The 19,413-nt window shown below is 62.0% G+C and carries 19 protein-coding genes; 8 read left to right on the forward strand and 11 right to left on the reverse strand.

Annotated elements, in window-relative coordinates; all coding sequences use genetic code 11:
• Window positions 1-170: 170 nt before the first annotated feature.
• On the forward strand, window positions 171-1,070 hold the full coding sequence (locus tag BBG20_RS00680) for a DMT family transporter (RefSeq protein WP_065899454.1): 900 nt from the start codon (window positions 171-173) through the stop codon (window positions 1,068-1,070).
• A 294-nt stretch (window positions 1,071-1,364) separates the two neighbouring features.
• Here the strand turns inward: BBG20_RS00680 and BBG20_RS00685 are convergent, their stop codons facing one another.
• From BBG20_RS00685 to BBG20_RS00700, 4 genes are all read right to left on the reverse strand, one after another.
• Window positions 1,365-2,582, reverse strand: coding sequence for a class I SAM-dependent methyltransferase (locus BBG20_RS00685; protein ID WP_065899455.1), 1,218 nt, complete (start codon window positions 2,580-2,582; stop codon window positions 1,365-1,367).
• Window positions 2,583-2,803: 221 nt separating this feature from the next.
• Window positions 2,804-3,421 (reverse strand): TPM domain-containing protein, encoded by a 618-nt coding sequence (locus tag BBG20_RS00690; protein WP_065899456.1) that lies wholly within the window; start codon window positions 3,419-3,421, stop codon window positions 2,804-2,806.
• A gap of 31 nt (window positions 3,422-3,452) precedes the next feature.
• Complete coding sequence (locus BBG20_RS33310; RefSeq protein WP_065899457.1) at window positions 3,453-4,181, reverse strand: TPM domain-containing protein; 729 nt, start codon at window positions 4,179-4,181, stop codon at window positions 3,453-3,455.
• 18 nt (window positions 4,182-4,199) lie between these two features.
• Window positions 4,200-4,811 carry a LemA family protein gene (locus BBG20_RS00700; RefSeq protein WP_065899458.1) on the reverse strand — a complete coding sequence of 204 codons (612 nt, stop codon included), beginning with the start codon at window positions 4,809-4,811 and terminating at the stop codon, window positions 4,200-4,202.
• Between the two features lie 238 nt (window positions 4,812-5,049).
• Here BBG20_RS00700 and bglX point away from each other — a divergent pair, with 238 nt between their 5' ends.
• Window positions 5,050-7,341, forward strand: a complete 2,292-nt coding sequence (gene bglX, locus BBG20_RS00705; RefSeq protein ID WP_065899459.1) for a beta-glucosidase BglX — start codon at window positions 5,050-5,052, stop codon at window positions 7,339-7,341.
• Between the two features lie 114 nt (window positions 7,342-7,455).
• Here bglX and BBG20_RS00710 read toward each other — a convergent pair whose 3' ends face one another.
• The 5 genes from BBG20_RS00710 to BBG20_RS00730 form a co-directional block, all read right to left on the reverse strand.
• Window positions 7,456-8,613, reverse strand: a complete 1,158-nt coding sequence (locus BBG20_RS00710; RefSeq protein ID WP_065899460.1) for a phospholipase D-like domain-containing protein — start codon at window positions 8,611-8,613, stop codon at window positions 7,456-7,458.
• A 1-nt stretch (window position 8,614) separates the two neighbouring features.
• The gene (locus BBG20_RS00715; protein WP_065899461.1) at window positions 8,615-9,196 is read right to left on the reverse strand and encodes a YceI family protein; all 582 of its coding nucleotides are present in this window, start codon (window positions 9,194-9,196) and stop codon (window positions 8,615-8,617) included.
• A 338-nt stretch (window positions 9,197-9,534) separates the two neighbouring features.
• On the reverse strand, window positions 9,535-9,849 hold the full coding sequence (locus BBG20_RS00720) for an amidase (protein WP_065899462.1): 315 nt from the start codon (window positions 9,847-9,849) through the stop codon (window positions 9,535-9,537).
• The gene (locus BBG20_RS00725) at window positions 9,846-10,919 is read right to left on the reverse strand and encodes a serine hydrolase domain-containing protein (protein WP_065899463.1); all 1,074 of its coding nucleotides are present in this window, start codon (window positions 10,917-10,919) and stop codon (window positions 9,846-9,848) included. The genes BBG20_RS00720 and BBG20_RS00725 overlap by 4 nt, the downstream gene beginning before the upstream one ends.
• Window positions 10,920-11,010: 91 nt before the next feature.
• Window positions 11,011-11,820, reverse strand: coding sequence for a hypothetical protein (locus BBG20_RS00730; RefSeq protein ID WP_141697254.1), 810 nt, complete (start codon window positions 11,818-11,820; stop codon window positions 11,011-11,013).
• 301 nt (window positions 11,821-12,121) lie between these two features.
• On the opposite strand from BBG20_RS00730, the gene olsB reads away from it, so the two are divergent.
• Window positions 12,122-12,877, forward strand: a complete 756-nt coding sequence (gene olsB / locus BBG20_RS00735; RefSeq protein ID WP_049709576.1) for an L-ornithine N(alpha)-acyltransferase — start codon at window positions 12,122-12,124, stop codon at window positions 12,875-12,877.
• Window positions 12,877-13,668, forward strand: a complete 792-nt coding sequence (locus BBG20_RS00740; RefSeq protein WP_065899465.1) for a lysophospholipid acyltransferase family protein — start codon at window positions 12,877-12,879, stop codon at window positions 13,666-13,668. Before olsB ends, BBG20_RS00740 begins: the two co-directional genes overlap by 1 nt.
• Window positions 13,669-13,780: 112 nt before the next feature.
• On the opposite strand, the gene BBG20_RS00745 is transcribed toward BBG20_RS00740, so the two are convergent.
• On the reverse strand, window positions 13,781-14,365 hold the full coding sequence (locus tag BBG20_RS00745; RefSeq protein WP_065899466.1) for an acyl carrier protein phosphodiesterase: 585 nt from the start codon (window positions 14,363-14,365) through the stop codon (window positions 13,781-13,783).
• 154 nt (window positions 14,366-14,519) lie between these two features.
• Here BBG20_RS00745 and BBG20_RS00750 point away from each other — a divergent pair, with 154 nt between their 5' ends.
• Genes BBG20_RS00750 through BBG20_RS00760 form a run of 3 tightly spaced genes read left to right on the forward strand, consistent with a single transcriptional unit; the run spans window position 14,520 to window position 17,099 of the window.
• Window positions 14,520-14,834, forward strand: a complete 315-nt coding sequence (locus BBG20_RS00750) for an ArsR/SmtB family transcription factor (protein WP_065899467.1) — start codon at window positions 14,520-14,522, stop codon at window positions 14,832-14,834.
• 13 nt (window positions 14,835-14,847) lie between these two features.
• Window positions 14,848-16,014 (forward strand): MFS transporter, encoded by a 1,167-nt coding sequence (locus BBG20_RS00755; RefSeq protein WP_065899468.1) that lies wholly within the window; start codon window positions 14,848-14,850, stop codon window positions 16,012-16,014.
• A 29-nt stretch (window positions 16,015-16,043) separates the two neighbouring features.
• Window positions 16,044-17,099 carry an alkene reductase gene (locus BBG20_RS00760; protein WP_065899469.1) on the forward strand — a complete coding sequence of 352 codons (1,056 nt, stop codon included), beginning with the start codon at window positions 16,044-16,046 and terminating at the stop codon, window positions 17,097-17,099.
• A 234-nt stretch (window positions 17,100-17,333) separates the two neighbouring features.
• Here BBG20_RS00760 and BBG20_RS00765 read toward each other — a convergent pair whose 3' ends face one another.
• On the reverse strand, window positions 17,334-17,966 hold the full coding sequence (locus BBG20_RS00765) for a TetR family transcriptional regulator (RefSeq protein WP_065899470.1): 633 nt from the start codon (window positions 17,964-17,966) through the stop codon (window positions 17,334-17,336).
• Window positions 17,967-18,252: 286 nt separating this feature from the next.
• Between BBG20_RS00765 and BBG20_RS00770 the strand changes: the two genes are divergently transcribed.
• Window positions 18,253-19,410, forward strand: a complete 1,158-nt coding sequence (locus BBG20_RS00770; RefSeq protein ID WP_065899471.1) for an efflux RND transporter periplasmic adaptor subunit — start codon at window positions 18,253-18,255, stop codon at window positions 19,408-19,410.
• The last annotated feature ends 3 nt before the right edge of the window (window positions 19,411-19,413 follow it).

Below are 19,413 nucleotides of genomic sequence, written 5' to 3' on the forward strand. Positions count from 1 at the left end.
AAGCTCGACAGCGCCTACACGGCGATGGCGATGGCGGCGATGGCAGCGGCACTGTCGGCCCTGGCACGCAACTGTACGGATAAATCCGCACCCAGCTGTAGGCCCGCGATTGGCGGGGGATGTGGCTAGATGGGCTTCCCTTGAAGCCCTCTGGATTTCGGATCCCTCCCATGAGCTCGCGCGAAAATACCGGCATGGCCCTCGGCCTGCTGGGCGTCATCATCTTCAGCCTGACCCTGCCTTTCACCCGCATCGTGGTGCAGGAAATCCACCCGTTGCTCAACGGCCTCGGCCGTGCGCTGTTCGCGGCGATTCCGGCGGCGGCGCTGTTGCTGTGGCGTCGTGAGCGCTGGCCGACCTGGCGTCAGGTGCGCGGGCTGTGCCTGGTGATCGCCGGGGTGATCCTGGGCTTTCCGGTGTTGTCGGCCTGGGCCATGCAAACCTTGCCAGCCTCCCATGGCGCGCTGGTCAACGGCCTGCAACCCTTGTGCGTGGCACTGTATGCCGCGTGGCTGTCGCATGAGCGACCGTCCAAAGCCTTCTGGGCCTGCGCGGCGCTGGGTAGTGCGCTGGTGTTGAGTTACGCGCTGATCACCGGCGCCGGCAGTATTCAGGCCGGCGACTTGTTGATGCTCGGCGCGATTGCCGTCGGCGGGCTGGGCTATGCCGAAGGCGGCCGGCTGGCCAAGGAGATGGGCGGCTGGCAAGTGATCTGCTGGGCGCTGGTGCTGTCGACGCCGGTGCTGATCGGCCCGGTCTGGTACCTGGCGGCGCAGCATCAAGGCGCGATTTCGATGCGCACCTGGTGGGCGTTTGGCTATGTGTCGCTGTTCTCGCAGTTCCTGGGATTCTTCGCCTGGTACGCCGGGTTGGCCATGGGCGGGATCGCGCGGGTCAGCCAGATCCAATTGCTGCAGATCTTCTTCACCATCGCGTTTTCGGCGCTGTTCTTTGGCGAACATATCGAGCCGATTACGTGGCTGTTCGCCTGTGGGGTGATCGTCACGGTGATGCTCGGGCGCAAGACGGCGGTGCAGCCTGCGCCCGCGCCAAAGGTAAATGCTATCTAATGCAGGCGCCGGCTTGTGTGGGAGCCGGACTTGCCCGCGAAAGCGGCCGGTCAACTAACCCTTCTATCGCCCATGCCGCCGCCTTCGCAGCCTCGCTGAAGCTCGAGAGCTCCCACAGGGGAATGCGGGATGGCTATGAGATCTGTGGCGGGGTACGGTCAAAATGTGGGAGCGGGCTTGCTCGCGAAAGCGGTCGGTCAGCCAAACCCTCTATCGCCAATACCGCCGCTTTCGCAGCCTCGCTAAAGCTCGACAGCTTGCTCCCACACAAGCCGTCACCTGCCCGTGGTGTGTTCAGTTCAAGAAACCATCCGCCCGCAGCAGGGTTTCCAGGCAGTGCTCGGTGATGTGGTAGAACGCCTTCAGCTCCTGGATTTTCGCCAGCAACTGCGCGTTGTCCAAAGGCTCGGCGCGCTTGACCGCGAGGATCATCTTGTTCTTGTTGGTGTGCTCCAACGAGATGAACTCGAACACTTTGGTCTCGTAGCCACAGGCTTCGAGGAACAGCGCACGCAAGCTGTCGGTGACCATTTCTGCCTGCTGGCCCAGGTGCAGGCCGTACTGCAGCATCGGCTTGAGCAGCGCCGGGCTCTGGATCTGCAGGCGAATCTGCTTATGGCAGCACGGCGAGCACATGATGATCGACGCGCCGGAACGGATGCCGGTGTGGATCGCGTAATCGGTGGCAATGTCGCAGGCATGCAGGGCGATCATTACGTCCAGCTCGCTCGGCGCCACGCTGCGCACGTCGCCGCACTTGAACACCAGGCCCGGATGTTCCAGGCGCGCAGCGGCGCTGTTGCACAGGGTCACCATGTCTTCACGCAGTTCCACGCCGGTCACTTCACCCTCGGCCTTGAGGGTGTTGCGCAGGTAATCGTGAATCGCAAAGGTCAGGTAGCCCTTGCCCGAGCCGAAGTCGGCGACGCGCACCGGCTGGTCCAGTTTCAACGGTGATGAGGTCAGCGCATGGCTGAACACTTCGATGAACTTGTTGATCTGCTTCCACTTGCGCGACATCGACGGGATCAGTGCCTGCCTGGCATCGGTCACGCCGAGGTCGGCGAGGAACGGCCGGCTCAGGTCGAGAAAGCGATTCTTCTCGCGGTTATGCTCAGCCGAAGGCGCCTCGCGCAGTTGCTGCGGCTTGCTTTTGAACAGCGAGCTTTTGTTCTTCTTGCTGTATTCCAGCTGCGCTTCATCGGTCAGCGACAGCAGGTGCGCGTTCTTGAAGGACGCCGGCAGCAACTCGGCAATCATCGCCACGCCTTCGGCCAGCGCGAAATTCTTGGTGATGTCGCGGGTCTTGTAGCGGTAGACGAAGGACAGGCACGGCTGCTCCTTGACCTCTACCTGCTTGATGATCAGCCGTTGCAGCTCGGCTTCCGCACCGACGTACTTGGCCAGCACCAGCTTGATAAACGCATGCTGCGCCAGGCTTGCGCTCAACAGTTCGATGAACTGGGCATGATGATCCGGCGCAGGGCGGGCAGGTTGAGCGGTGACAGACATGAACAAAAAAGCCTCGGGCTGGGGATGCCGGGCATTTTAGGGGGGATGGGGGCCGAGGGCACGGGGTTATTTGATCAACGGTCAATCAACCCTGCCCATCCACGGCGGGATCCACGTTATGTCGGAGCCGGGCTTGCCCGCGATTGCATCACCTCGACGGGCCTGACAGACCGAGTTGCCCGCCCCGCAGGCAAGCCAGTTCCCACCTGGAGCAAGATGGGCTATTCGAGCACGACCAGGCGATTGGGCAGTTCATTGCGGGTCTGCGTGACCGGCACATGCACCTTGAGCAACTCCCCGCAGGCTTCAATGCAGGCAATAAACCCCGCCAGTGTCTGCCCCTGTTTCACTTGCTGAGTGAACGCCCTGACGATGGTGTCCCAACTGCTGTCATCCAGGCGCGTCGAAATCCCCTCATCCACCAGGATCTCCACGTAGCGCTCGGCCTCGCTGACAAAAATCAGCACACCGGTGCTGCCCAGCGTGTGGTGCAGGTTCTGCTCCAGGAACTGCCGGCGCGCCAGGTTGGACGCGCGCCAATGGCGCACCGAGCGCGGGATCAGGCGGGTGGTGACCTTGGGCAGGCGAAACACCAGGCACAGCACGATAAACGTCGCCCACTGCGCCAACAGCAAGGTGTACATGGTCAGGTAGCCGGACAAGTAATGCACCACACCCGGCACCACCAACGCGATCAGGCTGGCCCACAGCAATGGGATGTAGGCGTAGTCGTCCGCGCGGGCAGCCAGTACCGTCACCAGTTCGGCGTCGGTCTGCTGCTCGACGCGGGCAATCGCCTCGGCGACCTGGCGTTGCTCGTGTTCACTCAGTAGTGCCATGGTTGTAGATGCTCTGTTGTCGTTATTGTCATTACCAGCCGCCCGAGGCCCCGCCGCCGCCGAAGCCGCCACCGCCGCCGCGGAAACCACCGCCACCGCCTCCGCCACCACCGCCGCGCCCGCTGCTGCTGAGGATCGCCAGCAAGATGGCGCCCACCGGCAGCCCCAGCCGATTGCACAGCCACAGCACACCGATCAGCAAGATAAACAGGCCGATGGAAAACCCCGGATTATCCTTGGCAAAGTTGGCGTCCGCCACGTGCGCCGGCACCGCCAGCGGCTCACCGCCGACCACCTGCACCATCGCCGAAACACCATCGCTGATGCCCTGGCTGTAATTGCCAGCCTTGAACTTGGGCGCGATCACCTGGTTGATGATCACCCAGGACTGCGCATCGGTCAGCACGCCTTCCAGGCCATAGCCGACTTCGATGCGCAATTTGCGCTCATCGCGGGCGACGATCAACAGCGCGCCGTTGTCCTTGCCCTTCTGGCCAATGCCCCACTGGCGGCCCAACTGATAACCGTAGTCTTCAATCGGCACCCCCTGCAGGTCGGGCACTGTGACCACCACGATCTGGTCGCCACGGGCTTGCTCGAGCGCCTGCAATTGCTGGGTGATCTGCTCCCGGGTCGCCGGGTCGATCATCTGGGCGGTGTCCACCACCCGACCGGTCAATGCCGGGAAGGTCAGCGCCGCCTGGGCCACGCCCACGCAGGCCAGCAGCCACAGCGCCAGGCCTATCCTGAATAAACGCATCGACACCTCAATGCAGCCTTATTTGAACTTCACTTGCGGCGCTTTATCGGCATCGGCACTGGTGGCTTCAAACGTGGCGCGGATCGGCAGATCGCTGTACATCACGCTGTGCCACAAGCGACCGGGGAAAGTGCGGATCTCGGTGTTGTAGGCCTGCACCGCCTGGATAAAGTCGCGGCGGGCCACGGCGATACGGTTTTCGGTGCCTTCAAGCTGCGATTGCAGGGCCAGGAAGTTCTGGTTGGCCTTCAGGTCCGGGTAGCGCTCGGACACCACCATCAAGCGGCTGAGGGCACCGCTCAAACCATCCTGGGCCTGCTGGAATTGCTTGAGTTTTTCCGGGTTGTCGAGGGTGCTGGCATCCACCTGGATCGAGGTGGCTTTGGCCCGTGCCTCAATGACGGCGGTCAGGGTGTCCTGCTCATGGGCAGCGTAGCCCTTGACCACTTCCACCAGGTTGGGGATCAGGTCGGCACGGCGTTGATACTGGTTCTGCACCTGGCCCCAGGCGGCCTTGGCCTGTTCATCCAGGGTCGGGATGGTGTTGATGCCGCAACCGCTCAGCAGCGTGCTGATCAGTAGCAAAGCCGCGGCCTTGAGGCCCCAGCGGGAAGAGTGTGCTGCTTGCATGGTGTTTCTCCTGACCAAACTGGATGGAATGTGACGACTAACCCTATAAACCGCGCGCTTGGGGCATAATCCGCCACCACTGGAATGCATTGAGCCAATCAGCTACAAAGATGCCCAGCGCGAAAAAGAGTTCAGAGTGTGCTGCATTTATCTGAACAACACCCGAACAACAATAGACGCTCCCCACATTTTGGCCGATCAGCCCCAGCGCTGTGCAGTGAGCCGAAAAAGGATATTCATGAAGAAGCTGTGTTTGCTCGGCCTTGTTGCCACTCTGGCCACCCACCCCGTCTGGGCAGAAACAAAGCCTGCTGCGCTCAAGGACAAGGACGCCTTCGTCAGCGACCTGCTCAAGCAGATGACCCTCGATGAAAAGATCGGCCAGTTGCGCCTGATCAGCATCGGCCCCGAGATGCCCCGCGAGCTGATCCGCAAGGAAATCGCCGCCGGCCGCATCGGTGGCACCTTCAACTCGATCACCCGCCCGGAAAACCGTCCGATGCAGGACGCAGCCATGCGCAGCCGGTTGAAGATCCCGATGTTCTTCGCCTATGACGTGATCCACGGCCACCGCACGATCTTCCCGATCAGCCTGGCCCTGGCGTCCAGCTGGGACATGGACGCCATCGGCCGCTCCGGGCGCATCGCCGCCCAGGAAGCTGCCGCCGACAGCCTCGACATCACCTTCGCGCCGATGGTCGACATCTCCCGCGACCCGCGCTGGGGCCGCACCTCCGAAGGTTTCGGCGAAGACACCTACCTGGTCTCGCGCATCGCCGAAGTGATGGTCAAGGCCTTCCAGGGCACCAGCCCCGCCAATGCCGACAGCATCATGGCCAGCGTCAAGCACTTCGCCCTGTATGGCGCGGTGGAAGGCGGGCGTGACTACAACGTGGTCGACATGAGCCCGGTCAAGATGTACCAGGACTACCTGCCGCCCTACCACGCGGCGATCAAGGCCGGCTCCGGCGGCGTGATGGTCGCCCTGAACTCGATCAACGGCGTCCCCGCCACCGCCAACACCTGGCTGATGAACGACCTGCTGCGCAAGGACTGGGGCTTCAAGGGCCTGGCCGTGAGCGACCATGGCGCGATCTTCGAGCTGATCAAGCACGGCGTGGCCAAGGACGGGCGTGAAGCCGCCAAGCTGGCGATCAAGGCCGGCATCGACATGAGCATGAACGACTCGCTGTACGGCAAGGAATTGCCCGGCTTGCTCAAGTCCGGCGAGATCGAGCAGAGCGACATCGACAACGCCGTGCGCGAAGTGCTCGGCGCCAAGTACGACATGGGCCTGTTCGCCGACCCGTACCTGCGCATCGGCAAAGCCGAGGATGACCCGGCCGACACTTACGCCGAAAGCCGCCTGCACCGCAGCGAGGCCCGCGACATCGCGCGCCGCAGCCTGGTACTGCTGAAGAACCAGAACGACGCCCTGCCGCTGAAAAAGTCCGCGACCATCGCCCTCGTCGGCCCGCTGGCCAAGGCACCGATCGACATGATGGGCAGCTGGGCCGCCGCCGGCAAACCGGCGCAGTCGGTGACCCTGCTCGACGGCATGAATGCCATGATTGGCGAAAAAGGCAAGGTGATCTACGCGCGAGGCGCCAACATCACCAACGACAAGGCCGTGGTCGACTACCTCAACTTCCTCAACTTCGATGCCCCGGAAGTGGTGGATGACACCCGCTCGCCGCAAGTGCTGATCGATGAAGCGGTCAAGGCCGCCAAGGATGCCGACGTGGTGGTGGCTGCCGTGGGTGAATCGCGCGGCATGTCCCACGAGTCGTCCAGCCGCACCGACCTGAACATCCCGCAAAGCCAGCGCGACCTGATCAAGGCCCTCAAGGCCACCGGCAAGCCGCTGGTGCTGGTGCTGATGAACGGTCGTCCGCTGTCGATCCTGGAAGAGAACCAACAGGCCGACGCGATCCTGGAAACCTGGTTCGCCGGCACCGAAGGCGGCAACGCGATTGCCGACGTGCTGTTCGGTGACTACAACCCGTCGGGCAAGCTGCCGATCACCTTCCCACGTTCGGTGGGGCAGATTCCGACCTACTACAACCACCTGACCATCGGCCGGCCCTTTACCCCGGGCAAGCCGGGCAACTACACCTCGCAGTACTTCGATGACGTCACCGGGCCGCTGTTCCCGTTCGGTTATGGCCTGAGCTACACCACGTTCAGCCTGTCGGAAATGGCGTTGTCGTCGACCACCCTGAACAAGACCGGCAAGCTCGACGCCAGTGTCACGCTGAAAAACACCGGCAAGGTCGACGGCGAAACCGTGGTGCAGCTGTATATCCAGGACGTGGCCGGCTCGATGATCCGCCCGATCAAAGAACTGAAGAACTTCCAGAAGGTCATGCTCAAGGCCGGTGAGGAGCGCACGCTGCACTTCACCATCACCGAGGATGATTTGAAGTTCTACAACACCCAGTTGAAGTACGCCGCCGAACCCGGCCAGTTCAACGTGCAGATCGGGCTGGACTCCCAGGATGTGCAGCAACAAACCTTCGAACTGCTCTGACCTGAAGCTGTAGACACGGTCAATGTGGGAACTGGCTTGCCTGCGATAGTGGTGGAACATTCACCGCCGCTATCGCAGGCAAGCCAGCTCCCACCGTTTATCGATGTGATCGAATCAGCCGCGTCGATCAAGCAAGTTGACCACCAGCCGATCAATCCACCCCCACACCCGCTGCTTCACCCGCCGCCACAATGGCCGCGCCTTCCACGCCTCCAGGCTCACCGCCAGGCTCTGGGCAAAGTCGCGCTCGAAACTGCCCGCCACCGCCTGCGTCAATTCCGGGTCCAACGCTTCCAGGTTGGCTTCCAGGTTGAAGCGCAAATTCCAGTGATCAAAGTTGCATGAGCCGACGCTGACCCAATCGTCCACCAGCACCATCTTCAGGTGCAGGAAACACGGCTGGTATTCAAAGATCTGCACCCCCGAACGCAGCAGGCGCGGGTAATAACGGTGCCCGGCGTAGCGCACGGACGGGTGATCGGTGCGTGGGCCGGTGAGCAACAGGCGCACGTCCACCCCGCGCCCGGCTGCGCGGCGCAAGGCACGGCGGACACTCCAGGTCGGTAGGAAATACGGCGTGGCCAGCCAGATACGGTGCTGGCCGCTGTTCAAGGCGCGGATCAGCGATTGCAGAATATCGCGGTGCTGGCGGGCATCGGCATAGGCCACGCGCCCCAGGCCCGGCCCGGTCGCCGGCACCTTGGGCAAGCGGGGCAAACCAAAATGCGTGGCAGGTTTCCACTCGCGCCGCGCGGCGTTGGCGTGCCACTGGCGATCGAACAGTGCCTGCCAGTCCTGCACCAGCGGGCCGCTGATCTGCACCATCACTTCGTGCCAGTCGGCAGTGTCTTGCCCCGGCGTCCAGAACTCATCGGTAACGCCCGTGCCACCGACCACGGCGATGTGCTGGTCGATCAACAACAGCTTGCGGTGGTCACGGTAGAGATTGCGCATCCACCGTCGCCAGTTCAGGCGATTGTAAAAACGCAACGCCACACCGGCGTCGGTCAAGCGTTTGCGCAGCCCCAAGGTAAAGGCCAGGCTACCGTAATCATCAAACAGGCAGCGCACCTGCACCCCGCGCTCGGCGGCCAACACCAGCGCCTGCACCATGGCTTCGGCGCAGGCGCCGGCTTCCACCAGGTACAACTCCACATCGACTTGCCGCTCGGCGCGGGCAATGCCCACCAACATCTGTGGGAAAAATTGCGGGCCGTCGATCAACAACTCGAAACGGTTGGCGCTGCGCCACGGGAAGACCGCGCCGCTCACGTCAGCGCGCCGTGAAAATCAGCACCGCACCCACCGGCACCGACAAACTGATCGACTTGAGCCCCGCCGCCTTGCGCAACGCGGCCACACCCGGCACCAGCTCGAAATCCTCGGCATGCAACACCACCGGTTCCAGGGTCACCACCTGGAACCGTCGATCATCCAGGCGCGTTGCCAACAGCTCGGCGCTGTAGGTCTGGGTCTTGCCATGCAACGTCACGCTCAGTGGCAGGCGCAATTCCAACTGCGCGCCAGGCGCCAGGTCGTTGATGGGTTGCAGGTTGATCTGCGCGTTGATCAGCGCGTCAGGGAAGGTCTTGATCTCGAACAGCTGGTTGCGCATGCGCTCATCGCGCAGCGGAATGCCACTGTTGACCGACTCCAGCTCCACCTCCAACTGCGCCGCGCCTTTGCCGTCGACCTTGCCGTGCAACACCAGGAAGCGCTGCACCTCGGCAATCTCGGTGTTTTTAGTCGTCACGAAGGACAGGCGCGAGGACTCGTTGTCCAGGTACCAATCGGCGTGTGCAGGCGCAGCGGCGGCGATCAGCAGGAAGAAGGCCAGGGGTTTGACATTGAACATAAAGACTCATGCGGCAAAAAACCTGCACGAACCTTAACTGTGCCGTGGGCCCGGTGCAATGGAACTGACGAAGCCGATCAAATATGGGCGCTGGCTTGCCTGCGATGGCGGTAGACCAGCCGACATCCCTATCGCCGGCAAGCCGGGGCCTGCATGGGAAGGCGGTGTGTCAGGAGTTCGGGCGACACCTGGCACCGCGTACTGGCGCGATGGAACTGACAAAGCCGAGCAAATGTGGGAGCTGGCTTGCCTGCGATAGCGGTAGACCAGCCGACAACCCTATCGCCGGTGCCGCCGCCATCGCCGGCAAGGTGGTTACTGTATGGGAAGGTGGTGTGTCAGGGGTTGAGGCGACACCCCTGCCGATCGCCGAACCACCGCGCGCTGTGTGTGCGTCCCAACCCACTGGCCGTCACTTCACTGCGCTCCGGGTTGTCGGTGAATGCGCTGGTGGGCACGTACTGCTGCACATACCCCCGGCAATATTCAGCCGGGTTGTTCGCCACATACCGACACGAGCAATATTCCTTGGCGGTATAGGCCGCGATGATGTCGGGGAAGGCTTGCAGGTTGACGCGCTCGTGCCAGATCCATCCCAGCAGGGCGAGCAACAGCAGCAGAAACAGGCTGGTAAACGGGCGACGACGGATCATGGCTTCACCGCCGCCAGCACGCGCTTGAGCAGTTCGTTATGGCGGTAGCTGCCATCGCGGTCATCGCCGTAGCGCACGATCACCAAATGTTCTTCAGGCATCACAAACAGCGCCTGGCCCCAGTGACCCAGGGCGGCGAAGGTGTCCGCAGGGGCGTCGGGCCACGGGCGTGGAGCCCCTTGGTTGAGCCACCATTGGCCGCCGGGCACGGCTTCGTCCTGGCCGGCCTGGTAGCGACCGAACGGCTGGCGATTGAAATCGACCCAAGCCTTGGGCACCAGCTGTTGCTCCCCCCAGCGCCCGTCTCGCGCCATTAGCAGACCGACACGCGCCAGGTCACGGGCGGTGAGGTAGGCGTAGGAAGAGGCGACAAAGGTTTCGTCGGCGTCGGTCTCCCACGTGGCGTTGTGAATCCCCAGCGGCTTGAACAGTGCATCCCACGGGTAGCTCATATAGGCCTTGTGGCCGAGCATGCCTTTAAGGGTGGCGGAGAGAATATTGCTGTCACCACTGGAGTAACGAAAGACCTGGCCCGGGGCGGCGAAAGCTTCGGTGTCGGCGGCGAACTCGGCCATGTCGGCGTGGCCACGGGTGTAGAGCATCGCCACCACCGAGGATTTCAACGGGGCGTATTCGTAGTCTTCCTGCCAGTCCAGGCCCGAGGCCCAGTGCAACAGGTCAGCCATGGTCACCGTGGGGTGCTGTTTCATCGGCGGGTAAAACCGCGCCGCCGGGTCGGTCAGTTTGAAGCGATTATCACCGAAGGCCACGCCCAGCACGGTGGCCATCAGGCTTTTGCTGATGGACCAGGTCAGGTGCGGCGTGGTGGCAGTGGTGGGCGCGGCGTAGTGTTCATAAATGATTTGGCCGTCACGGATCACCAGCAACGCATCGGTGCGGATGCCTTGTCGGGTGGTGTCATCACGCGGCGGGAACGCGTAGGTGTTGAGCGCTTCGACAGCGGGGCCTTCAAGCGGTGTGCCCTTGACCCATTCCTTGTCCGGCCAGGCTTCGGCGCGGGCGGTGACGGTGGCTAACAGCAGGGCAACGCACAACAGGCCTCGGACCATGGACGCAAACTCAAGGGGGCATTCAAGCCCGCGAGCCTAGCCGAGGCCAATGATGGTTTTGTGACAACCCGCTACGACAAGCATCGCACGCTTATGATTTCTTGAATGCATATGCGTAAATATCCTCCCCAGTCGGGGATGGACCGCCGCGCAGCCCCCAACGCTCCTCTTTACCACCCACGCTCACAGAGCTATGACTGCCGTTTTTAGCGCCGCTGGAAAAAGCCCCTAAACGGCCCTTGAGCAAGTCTTCAGGCGATACCATTTCAATCATATTTCCCAAGCCAAGCCGCGCAAGCGCCAAAGGAAGGGCGTCAGGGCGATTCAAGACCTGCAGCGCTTCGCCAAACCCCACATTCCTGTTCTGTTCCTTGGATAATTTCTGCTGCTCAACCTTGGCCATAACCGTACTGATTACGTTCGCCGAGGTGATCGCCCCTGGATCCGTCCCCTTGAACTTCATTGCCATGGACGTCATTTCAAGCTCAGCCTGGGTCACGTAAACCGACTCGTTATTTCTTAACGTAACCTGGAAACCACCCGGGACTTCTCGCACCTCCTTGAATACGTCGGTTGGCTGCTCACCAAACTGCATCATCGCCATCTTTATTGCCGCAACGGTCACACAGTTGTCCTGATTCCACTGGCTGAAGGCACTCCAAATGTCCTCGGGTTTTTTCCCAGGATCACGACTATCTGGCTTGTATACAAACAGGTGCATGCCCGACGCTACGACCTTGTTGTTGACGGGTTCGCCATAAGACCGACCATCCTGGCTGCGGGTGCCGCTGTACCGTTTGCTGATGACTTGCACCTCCGGCGGCTCAGAACCCTGACTTTTTTCATGATTATTAATTTCCCACCAGGCGGGAGTGGTATTCGAAACTGGCGAAACCGGCATAGTGCTCCTACCTCCACAACGGAAGGCTTGGCAAACGTCCAACGGCATAAGGCGCCCATCTGCCCTCACATCCAGAGCCTGTGTGGCAGCATGGGTAATCCGGTTCCCTCCAAGCGGTCGTCCTACTCCAAATCAAAAGTAGGAAAACAATATCGGGCGACCGTTGCTGTGCAGCCCTATCAAAACGCCTGTCATCCAAGCGTCACCATAACTTCATGGAGATGACACCGAGGCTACATAGCCTGACTTTGGACAACAAAGTCGACCGGCCGAAATCGTGGCCGGCACTCGGAGACTCGCCATGACTCAGATCGCCCGCATCAGCGACACCGGCAATGAACGCCGTCTGCAAGCCGAACGCCTGATCGGCGCGCAGGCTTTGCAGGAAGCCCAGGCCCTGCGGTTCAACGTGTTCAGCGGCGAGTTCAACGCCAAGCTGAAAGGCGCGGAACTGGGCCTGGACATGGATGACTATGATGTTCACTGCAGCCACATCGGCGTGCGGGACTTGAACAGCGGTCGACTCGTCGCCACCACCCGCTTGCTCGACCACCAGGCCGCCAGCACCCTGGGCCGGTTCTACAGCGAAGAAGAATTCAGCCTGCATGGCTTGCTGCACTTGCAGGGCCCGATCCTGGAGATCGGCCGCACCTGCGTCGACCCGGCCTACCGCAATGGCGGCACCATCGCCGTGTTGTGGGGCGAGTTGGCCGAAGTGCTCAACCAGGGCGGCTACAGCTACCTGATGGGGTGCGCGAGCATCCCGATGCACGACGGCGGCATCCAGGCCCACGCGATCATGCAGCGCCTGCGCGAACGCTACCTGTGCAACGAACACCTGCGCGCCGAACCGAAAAAACCGCTGCCGGCGCTGGACCTGCCGTCCAACGTGATCGCCGAAATGCCGCCGCTGCTCAAGGCCTACATGCGCCTGGGTGCGAAGATCTGCGGCGAGCCGTGCTGGGATGAAGACTTCCAGGTCGCCGACGTGTTCATCCTGCTCAAGCGCGACGAGCTGTGCCCGCGCTATGCACGTCACTTCAAGGCGGCCATGTGATGAGCCGCCTGCGCGTATACGGGCGCATTGCCCGGGTGCTGGGGGTGGTGGCACTGGGCTTGAGCATGGCCAGTGTGTTTGGCGTGTTCGAACGCATGGGGGTGGCCAATTCGATGGTGCGCCGCCAACGCTGGTCGCGGTTTTTCATGGCGCGACTGACCAACGCCCTGCCCTTTCGCGTGACGGTGCACGGTGAGCTGCCGCAAACGCCGATGCTGTGGGTGAGCAATCACGTGTCGTGGACCGACATCCCGCTGCTGGGCATGGTCACGCCGATGTCGTTCCTGTCCAAGGCCGAAGTGCGCACCTGGCCGGTGGCCGGCTGGTTGGCGGCCAAGGCCGGCAGCCTGTTTATCCGCCGCGGTTCAGGTGACAGCCAGTTGATCCGCAAGCAGATGACCCGTCATCTGGAGCAACAGCACCCGCTGCTGATGTTCCCCGAAGGCACCACCACTGACGGGCGCAGCCTGCGCACCTTCCACGGGCGCTTGCTGGCGTGTGCGATCGAGGCCGATGTGTCGCTGCAGCCGGTGGCGATCCGTTACCTGCGCGACGGGCAAGTCGACCCGCTGGCCCCGTTCATTGGCGATGACGATTTGCTCTCGCACCTGATGCGCCTGTTTGCCAATGACCAGGGCGATGTGGAAATCCATGTGCTCAAGCCGATCGCCTGCGCCGGACAGGAACGCGCGGCACTGGCGTTCCAGGCGCAGCAAGCGGTGCAGAAGGCGTTGTTTGGGCCGTTGCCGGAAGCTGAACAGGTGGATACCCGACCTGCGTTTGCAGCCTGATATCAACTGAACACGGTTTAAAGTGTGGGAGCTGGCTTGCCTGCGATGACGGTCTACCTGTGAATACTGCGATTGCTGACACACCGCGATCGCAGGCAAGCCCGCTCCCACATTAGATCCCACTGACCAGTTGGGTGCGTGCAAACGCCTGCAACTGCGGATAGAACCGCCGGAAATCCTCACTCAGCGGCTCATACAGCACCCGCAATTCCTGCATGGCCTGGCCCAGTTCCTCGGGTTGCGTCAGGCGCCGCGAGATCCCCCGCAAGACCTGCTCCATCACTGCAAACTCGCGGTACGACCCCAACCAGTCATCCGCCGCCATGTACGGCGCAATCTGCGCCAGCCGCCCTGGCAACTGCGGCTCGGCGGCGAGCACGCGGTAGACCTGCGCGGTGAAGCGCTCCAGCGGTTGGTCGGCATACAGCGCCCAATCGCGCGCCAGGCAATGATCGAAGAACACATCAAGGACAATCCCCGCGTAGCGCCTGCGGGTCAGGCTGAAACGCGACAACGCCTCGCCGACCAGCGGGTGACTGTCGGTGAAGCGGTCGATGGACCGATGCAGCTGGATCGCCGCCTCGATTTGCGGGCTGAACTGGCCCTGCAGGCGGCCTTTGACGAAATCGCCATACAGGCTGCCCAGCAGTTGTGCAGGAAGTTGGCCGCCCAGGTGCAGATGTGCGAGATAATTCATGGCGCGCAGTCTAGCACTGCCGACAACGTATCGTTATAACCCGATATACCGATTTAGCCTGGCCTCAGACCAAAATCATATTGGTATATCGGGATATAACGATTTAAGGTTCGCCTCATCGCGATATAACGCTTTACGACACCGAGCACCTGCCATGTCCATCGACCTCGACGAAATAATAAAAGCCCTGGCGCACCCAGTACGACGAGACATCCTCACCTGGCTGAAAGACCCGAAAGTGCAGTTCCCCGAGCAACTGCACAACCACGAATACGGCATCTGCGCCGGGCAGATCGACCAGCGCTGCGGCTTGTCCCAGTCGACGGTGTCGGCCCACCTGGCGACCTTGCAACGGGCGGGACTGATCAGCAGCCAGAAGGCCGGGCAGTGGCACTTTTTCAAACGCAATGAGGAAGTGATCCAAGCCTTCCTCACGGCGCTCATCACTGAACTCAGCGCACCGCTGTAACAAGGAAACGCAAATGCCCCTCTCGCTACTCATACTGGCCCTGAGCGCCTTCGCCATCGGCACCACCGAGTTCGTCATCATGGGCTTGCTGCCCGATGTGGCGGCGGACCTCGGCGTGTCGATTCCCGGCGCCGGCTGGCTGGTCACCGGCTACGCCCTGGGCGTGGCCATCGGCGCGCCGTTCATGGCGCTGGCCACCGCCAAGCTGCCCCGCAAGGCCGCCCTGGTAGCGTTGATGGGCATCTTCATTGTCGGCAACCTGCTGTGCGCCCTGGCCAGTGACTACAACGTGCTGATGTTTGCCCGAGTGGTCACCGCGCTGTGCCACGGTGCGTTCTTCGGGATCGGCTCGGTGGTTGCCGCCAACCTGGTACCGGCCAACAAACGCGCTTCGGCAGTCGCCTTGATGTTCACCGGCTTGACCCTGGCCAACGTGCTCGGCGTGCCGCTGGGTACGGCGCTGGGCCAGGCAGCCGGCTGGCGCTCGACCTTCTGGGCCGTGACGGTGATTGGCGTCGTTGCGCTGATCGGCCTGATCCGCTTCCTGCCGGCCAAGCGTGACGAAGAAAAACTCGACATGCGTGCCGAACTGGCCGCCCTCAAAGGCGCCGGCATCTGGCTGTCGCTGACCATGACCGCGCTGTTCGCCGCGTCCATGTTCACCCTCTTCACCTACGTGGCGCCTCTGCTTGGCGACGTCACCGGCGTCTCCCCCAAAGGCGTGACCTGGACCCTGCTGCTGATCGGCCTGGGCCTCACCGTGGGCAACATCATCGGCGGCAAGCTGGCGGACAAACGCCTGGCGGCCACGCTGATCGGCGTGTTCATCAGCATGGCGGTGGTCTCCACCGCGCTGACCTGGACCAGCATCGCCGTGATCCCGACTGAAATCACCCTGTTCCTGTGGGCCACCGCCTCGTTTGCCGCCGTCCCCGCGCTGCAGATCAACGTGGTGACCTTCGGCAAGGCCGCACCGAACCTGGTATCCACCTTGAACATCGGTGCCTTCAACATCGGCAACGCCCTGGGTGCCTGGGTCGGCGGTAGTGTCATTGCCCACGGTTTCGGCCTGACCAGCGTGCCCCTGGCAGCCGCCGCCCTGGCGATCCTCGCGCTGGTGGTGACCTTGATTACTTTCCGTCAGAGCGGCGATGCCGACCTGGCCCCTGCGACCAACTGATCAACTTCAAAGAGAAAGGTGTTTTCCCCATGACGACTATTTTCGATCCGATCAAACTGGGCGACCTGGAACTGGCGAACCGCATCATCATGGCGCCGCTGACCCGCTGCCGTGCCGATGCCGGCCGCGTACCCAACGCGCTGATGGCCGAGTACTACGTGCAACGCGCCTCCGCCGGGCTGATCCTCAGCGAAGCCACCTCGGTGACGCCACTTGGCGTGGGCTACCCGGACACCCCGGGGATCTGGTCCAACGACCAGGTGCGTGGCTGGGCCAACGTCACCAAGGCGGTGCACGGTGCCGGTGGCAAGATCTTCCTGCAGCTGTGGCACGTGGGCCGTATCTCCCACGAGTCGTACCTGAACGGCGAAACGCCGGTGGCTCCGAGCGCCATCCAGGCTAAAGGCCACGTCAGCCTGGTGCGCCCACTGGCGGACTACCCGACGCCACGTGCGCTGGAAACCGCTGAAATCGCCGACATCGTCGACGCCTACCGCACCGGCGCCGAAAACGCCAAGGCCGCCGGCTTCGATGGCGTGGAAATCCACGGCGCGAATGGCTACCTGCTCGACCAGTTCCTGCAGAGCAGCACCAACCAGCGTACCGACCTCTACGGCGGCTCCCTGGAAAACCGTGCACGCCTGCTGCTGGAAGTGACCGACGCAGCCATCGAAGTCTGGGGCGCCGGCCGTGTCGGTGTGCACCTGGCACCACGCGCCGATGCCCACGACATGGGTGACGACAACCTGGCAGAAACCTTCACCTACGTCGCCAGCGAGCTGGGCAAGCGCGGTATCGCGTTCATCTGCTCCCGCGAGAAAGAAGCCGGCGACAGCCTCGGTCCACAATTGAAAAAGGCCTTCGGCGGCGCGTACATCGCCAACGAGCGCTTTACCAAGGACAGCGCCAACGCCTGGCTGGCGGCGGGCAAGGCCGATGCGGTGGCCTTCGGCGTACCGTTCATTGCCAACCCGGACCTGCCAGCACGCCTGAAGGCCGAGGCGCCGCTCAATGAGCCACGCCCGGACACCTTCTACAGCAAGGGTCCGGTCGGCTACATCGACTACCCGACACTGGCCCTGTGATGTAACTTGCTGAAACGAAAAAGCCCCGGCTCGCGAGAACCGGGGCTTTTTCTTGAGTGCGAAGAAACATTCCTTCACAGCCTTGCAACAAAATCGCTACAAAATACTTAGGCGGCTACCTATCAACCGCCCGCCAGCCCGTATATAAAGTCACCCCACCGATCAGGCAAAAGGACGATTGACGGTCCTTGGGCTTTACTGTTGACACAACTGGATGCAATTACGCATTTTGTCTTAATTGCGCAGGCTGGGGCTCCAGCGCAGCATGTCCAGCCCGGCATCCACCCAGCGCTCGGCGTCCTGGTGCAGTTGGAAACTGTCGGGGACCAGCAGCCACTGGCCAATCAACCCGTTGATGTAGGCATGAATGCACACTGCCCCTCGGGTAGTGTCGAGGTTTTCCGGAAGTTGCCCGCGATGGACCGCATTACGCAGTGTCAGGCCGATGCGCAGGTTGCATTCCAGGCTGTGGGTCTGGCGCTGACGGCGCATATCGCACATTTCATCGGTGAATTCGCACTTATGAAACAGGATCTCATTGATGCGCCGGGTTTTCGGGTCCAGGGCCACTTGATGAAACAAATGAATCAACAGCTTGCGCATGCACCCGAGCGGGTCGAGTTCATCCTCGCTTTCGCTGGCGCGCGCCAATTCATCCAGCGGCTCATGCAGGGTGTCGAGCAGCGCCTGCAACAGATCGGATTTATTGCTGAAATGCCAATAGATGGCACCCCGCGTCACCCCGGCCAGCGCGGCGATGTCAGCCAGCGTGGTCCGCGCAACGCCGCGCTCATAGAAGGCTTGCTCGGCGGCGGCGAGAATCTGGCTGCGCGTTTCCTGAGCTTCCTCTTTGGTGCGACGAACCATGGCAGTAAAACCTCAATCAGGACACTTGGGACTATCGGTAACGCACGATCAATAGGCGGTAACGATCATCTGAATAATTGTGGGACGACACCGTCATGGGCGCCGAACGTACTAAAATCGAGGCTTTGGGCGGTGCTTTGTCAACATTCCGCGAAGCCTGTCAAGAGTTTACAAACAACCATGAACGTAAGTATATTGCGTAGCAAGCTACTTATCTACTCACAGCTTGTTTTTTACCCTTCCACACTTCTTGTGCGCACTCTGCGCGCCTGACCCGAGGATCTTCATGCAACTTAAGCCAGCTGTTACCGCTCTGGTCACTGCCGTCGCCCTGGCATCGCTGCTCAGCGGATGTAAAAAGGAAGAAGCGGCTCCGCCCGCTCAAACCCCTCAGGTCGGCGTGGTCACCCTTCAACCGCAAGCCTATACCCTGACCTCCGAACTGCCGGGCCGCACCACTGCCTACCGCATCGCGGAAGTTCGCCCACAGGTCAACGGGATCATTCTCAAGCGCCTGTTCAAGGAAGGCGCGGATGTGAAAGAAGGCCAGCAGCTTTATCAGATCGACCCGTCGGTCTATGAAGCCACGCTGAAAAGCGCACAAGCCAGCCTGACCCAGACCAAGTCCATCACCGACCGCTACAAGCAGTTGGTCGATGAGCAAGCCGTCAGCCGCCAGGAATACGACACCGCCGTCGCCAACCGCATGACTGCCGAAGCAAACGTTCAAACCGCCCAGATCAACGTGCGCTACACCAAAGTGTTCGCGCCGATCTCCGGGCGTATCGGGCGTTCTTCGGTGACCGAAGGCGCGCTGGTCAGCAACGGCCAGGCCGATGCCATGGCCGTGATCCAGCAACTGGACCCGATCTACGTCGACGTCACGCAGTCTTCGGCTGAAATGCTGAAACTGCGCCGCGACCTGGAAAGCGGCCAGCTGGAGAAAGCCGGCGCCAATGCCGCCAAGGTCAAGCTGACCCTGGAAGACGGCAGCGACTACGGCCTGGACGGCAAGCTGGAGTTCTCCGAAGTGTCGGTTGACCAGACCACCGGTTCCGTGACCCTGCGCGCCGTGTTCCCCAACCCTGACCACACCCTGTTGCCTGGCATGTTCGTCCACGCCCAGTTGCAGGCCGGTGTGAACAGCAAGGCCATCCTGGCCCCGCAGCAAGGCGTGACCCGCGACATCAAGGGCATCCCGACCGCGCTGGTGGTGAACAAGGACAACAAGGTCGAGCAGCGCCAGTTGGTGGCCAACCGTACTGCCGGCGCCTACTGGCTGGTGGAAAAAGGCTTGAACGCCGGTGACCGCGTGATCACCGAAGGCCTGCAATTCATCAAGCCGGGCATCGAAGTCAAGGTCAAGGACGCGGACAACGCCAAGCCCGCAGGTTCCGCTGCTGCTCCTGCTGCTCCTGCTGCCGCTGCTGGCCAGGGGGAGTAACCC

Source organism: Pseudomonas aylmerensis (genome assembly GCF_001702265.1).
GTDB classification, from domain to species: domain Bacteria; phylum Pseudomonadota; class Gammaproteobacteria; order Pseudomonadales; family Pseudomonadaceae; genus Aquipseudomonas; species Aquipseudomonas aylmerensis.

Coding starts and splice junctions, on each gene's coding strand:
- BBG20_RS00680 (WP_065899454.1), top strand. CDS start 171: ATGAGCTCGCGCGAAAATACCGGCATGGCCCTCGGCCTGCTGGGCGTC.
- BBG20_RS00685 (WP_065899455.1), bottom strand. CDS start 2,582: ATGTCTGTCACCGCTCAACCTGCCCGCCCTGCGCCGGATCATCATGCC.
- BBG20_RS00690 (WP_065899456.1), bottom strand. CDS start 3,421: ATGGCACTACTGAGTGAACACGAGCAACGCCAGGTCGCCGAGGCGATT.
- BBG20_RS33310 (WP_065899457.1), bottom strand. CDS start 4,181: ATGCGTTTATTCAGGATAGGCCTGGCGCTGTGGCTGCTGGCCTGCGTG.
- BBG20_RS00700 (WP_065899458.1), bottom strand. CDS start 4,811: ATGCAAGCAGCACACTCTTCCCGCTGGGGCCTCAAGGCCGCGGCTTTG.
- bglX (WP_065899459.1), top strand. CDS start 5,050: ATGAAGAAGCTGTGTTTGCTCGGCCTTGTTGCCACTCTGGCCACCCAC.
- BBG20_RS00715 (WP_065899461.1), bottom strand. CDS start 9,196: ATGTTCAATGTCAAACCCCTGGCCTTCTTCCTGCTGATCGCCGCCGCT.
- BBG20_RS00720 (WP_065899462.1), bottom strand. CDS start 9,849: ATGATCCGTCGTCGCCCGTTTACCAGCCTGTTTCTGCTGCTGTTGCTC.
- BBG20_RS00725 (WP_065899463.1), bottom strand. CDS start 10,919: ATGGTCCGAGGCCTGTTGTGCGTTGCCCTGCTGTTAGCCACCGTCACC.
- BBG20_RS00730 (WP_141697254.1), bottom strand. CDS start 11,820: ATGCCGGTTTCGCCAGTTTCGAATACCACTCCCGCCTGGTGGGAAATT.
- olsB (WP_049709576.1), top strand. CDS start 12,122: ATGACTCAGATCGCCCGCATCAGCGACACCGGCAATGAACGCCGTCTG.
- BBG20_RS00740 (WP_065899465.1), top strand. CDS start 12,877: ATGAGCCGCCTGCGCGTATACGGGCGCATTGCCCGGGTGCTGGGGGTG.
- BBG20_RS00745 (WP_065899466.1), bottom strand. CDS start 14,365: ATGAATTATCTCGCACATCTGCACCTGGGCGGCCAACTTCCTGCACAA.
- BBG20_RS00750 (WP_065899467.1), top strand. CDS start 14,520: ATGTCCATCGACCTCGACGAAATAATAAAAGCCCTGGCGCACCCAGTA.
- BBG20_RS00755 (WP_065899468.1), top strand. CDS start 14,848: ATGCCCCTCTCGCTACTCATACTGGCCCTGAGCGCCTTCGCCATCGGC.
- BBG20_RS00760 (WP_065899469.1), top strand. CDS start 16,044: ATGACGACTATTTTCGATCCGATCAAACTGGGCGACCTGGAACTGGCG.
- BBG20_RS00765 (WP_065899470.1), bottom strand. CDS start 17,966: ATGGTTCGTCGCACCAAAGAGGAAGCTCAGGAAACGCGCAGCCAGATT.
- BBG20_RS00770 (WP_065899471.1), top strand. CDS start 18,253: ATGCAACTTAAGCCAGCTGTTACCGCTCTGGTCACTGCCGTCGCCCTG.